Here is a 1,740-nt window from a genome sequence, read left to right as displayed (position 1 = left end):
AATCGTTGCCAGCCGGTCGGTATCAAGGCTGCCGGGCACCAGCATCAGGATGCACGGCAGGCTGCCAACACGTTCACCAGCAAAGAAACTGACCAGCGGACCAGGGCTGCCGCGGCTGGCCGTGCCAAGCACCAGTGCGCGTATGCCAGGATTGTCCTTCACATGCGCCAGGATCACCGCCGATGGCTCACCTTCCAGCACCAGAGCGCCGGGCCGGGCGCAGTGCATCGCTTCGGCCTCTCCGGCCAACTGCTCCAGCAAGGCTTCGGCCTCGGCTCGGGCTTCGGCGGCCATCATCGATTGCACAGTGCCGAAATGCATGAATTCGGTGGGCCTTACCACGCTCACCAGCCGCACATCGGCACCCACATGCGCGGCGCGCAGTACGGCAAAGCGCATCGCTACCCGGCTTTCCGGGCTGTCGTCGATCACGACCAGATATGTGGCAGCAGCATCCATTGCGCCAAGCTTGGGCGATGAAACCGATTCCGGCAAGCTACACACGGCTCTTGAGCGCGTCGGCCAGGCTGGTGGTGGCGCTGCCCGGCGCCTTGGGACTGGGCTGGCCGGGGCCGGGCGCCCAACCGGCGACATGCAAAATCTCGATGGTGACGCTGGTCTTGCCATCAGCATCGGTCATGGCGGCAAAGCGCTGCGCCGCCGCCATCAGCACATCGCGCCGCAGCGCCCGGCGATCGCGCAGCACCGAACGCGCGCCCATCGCCGTGAGATCATCGAACAGGCCGAACAGGCTGGCATACCGCAGGGTGACACGCTCCACATCCGCTACCGGCATGGCAAAACCAGCGCGAGCCAGCAGGCCGGCCGCCGCGTTGGCCTCCACCATCGGCGCGGTGTGGCTGCCGGCGCCGCCGGTGATGGCGGCTTCCGCTTCCAGCAGGCAGGCGCGCAGTTCCACCAGGCTCATGCCGCCCACGAAGGCCGCCACGAACAGGCCATCCGGCCGCAGCACCCGCCTGATGCCGGCCAGTGCAGCCGGCAGATCATTCACCGTGGTGAGCGCTCCGGCTGAAACCACCAGATCAAAGCTGGCATCGGCAAAGGGCAATTGATCCTCGTCGGCAACAGTCACACCGGGTTCGCCGGCGCTCAACGCTGCCCGCGTCGCCGCCGGCCAGATGGCGCGCGGACCGCCCAGATCAAGCACATCGGCAAACGGCCGCGCCACCATCGCCACACGTTCGCGCAATTCATCGGCCATCAGATCATGGAGGAACGATACCGCACCAAAGCCCGGCGCGGCATCAGCATGGCGGCGGCGGCGCAGCGCGGCATCAAAAGGCAAAAGGTCACTCATCCCGCTCTCTTTACGCCGCGCACGCCCTGGCGCAAACTGCCGCCGTGGTAGCTGTGCTGGCCTTGGTGACGACCCCCCTGCGTGCGGTGATCGACGTCGTGCTGCCGCCGCGTTGCCCGGCTTGCGGCGAAATCGTGGACGGCGATGATCGGTTTTGCGCCAGCTGTTTCGGCCAGTTGCAGGCGCTGGGCCCGCCGCAATGCGCCTGCTGCGGCGTGCCCCTGCCCCACGAAGGCGATGCCGCCGCGCTGTGTGGTGCCTGCCTTGCCGAACCGCCACGCTATGCGCGCGCGCGGGCGCCGTTTGCCTATGGTGGCCCGACCCGGCTGCTGGTGCTGGCACTGAAACACGGTCGCCGCCTGCACCTTGCCCGCATGATGGCCCGCGCCATGTTGCGCGTGGCCGGTGATCTGCCCGAAGAC

3 protein-coding genes are annotated in these 1,740 nt (G+C 67.6%); 1 reads left to right on the top strand and 2 read right to left on the bottom strand.

The window, feature by feature from the left end:
* Positions 1 to 459: universal stress protein (locus RMO81_RS07745; RefSeq protein ID WP_310475250.1), on the bottom strand; the 459-nt coding region annotated here is incomplete at its 3' end.
* A gap of 37 nt (positions 460 to 496) precedes the next feature.
* A complete protein-coding gene (locus RMO81_RS07740) occupies positions 497 to 1,318 on the bottom strand; it encodes a class I SAM-dependent methyltransferase (RefSeq protein ID WP_310475248.1) in 822 nt (273 codons plus the stop codon).
* Between the two features lie 65 nt (positions 1,319 to 1,383).
* On the opposite strand from RMO81_RS07740, the gene RMO81_RS07735 reads away from it, so the two are divergent.
* Positions 1,384 to 1,740: double zinc ribbon domain-containing protein (locus RMO81_RS07735; protein ID WP_310475251.1), on the top strand; the 357-nt coding region annotated here is incomplete at its 3' end.

Origin of the sequence: Sandarakinorhabdus sp., assembly GCF_031422795.1 — a bacterium.
GTDB lineage: Bacteria > Pseudomonadota > Alphaproteobacteria > Sphingomonadales > Sphingomonadaceae > Sandarakinorhabdus.
The sequence above is the reverse complement of the archived record's forward strand: the minus strand, read 5'-3'. Positions and strand labels throughout refer to the sequence as shown.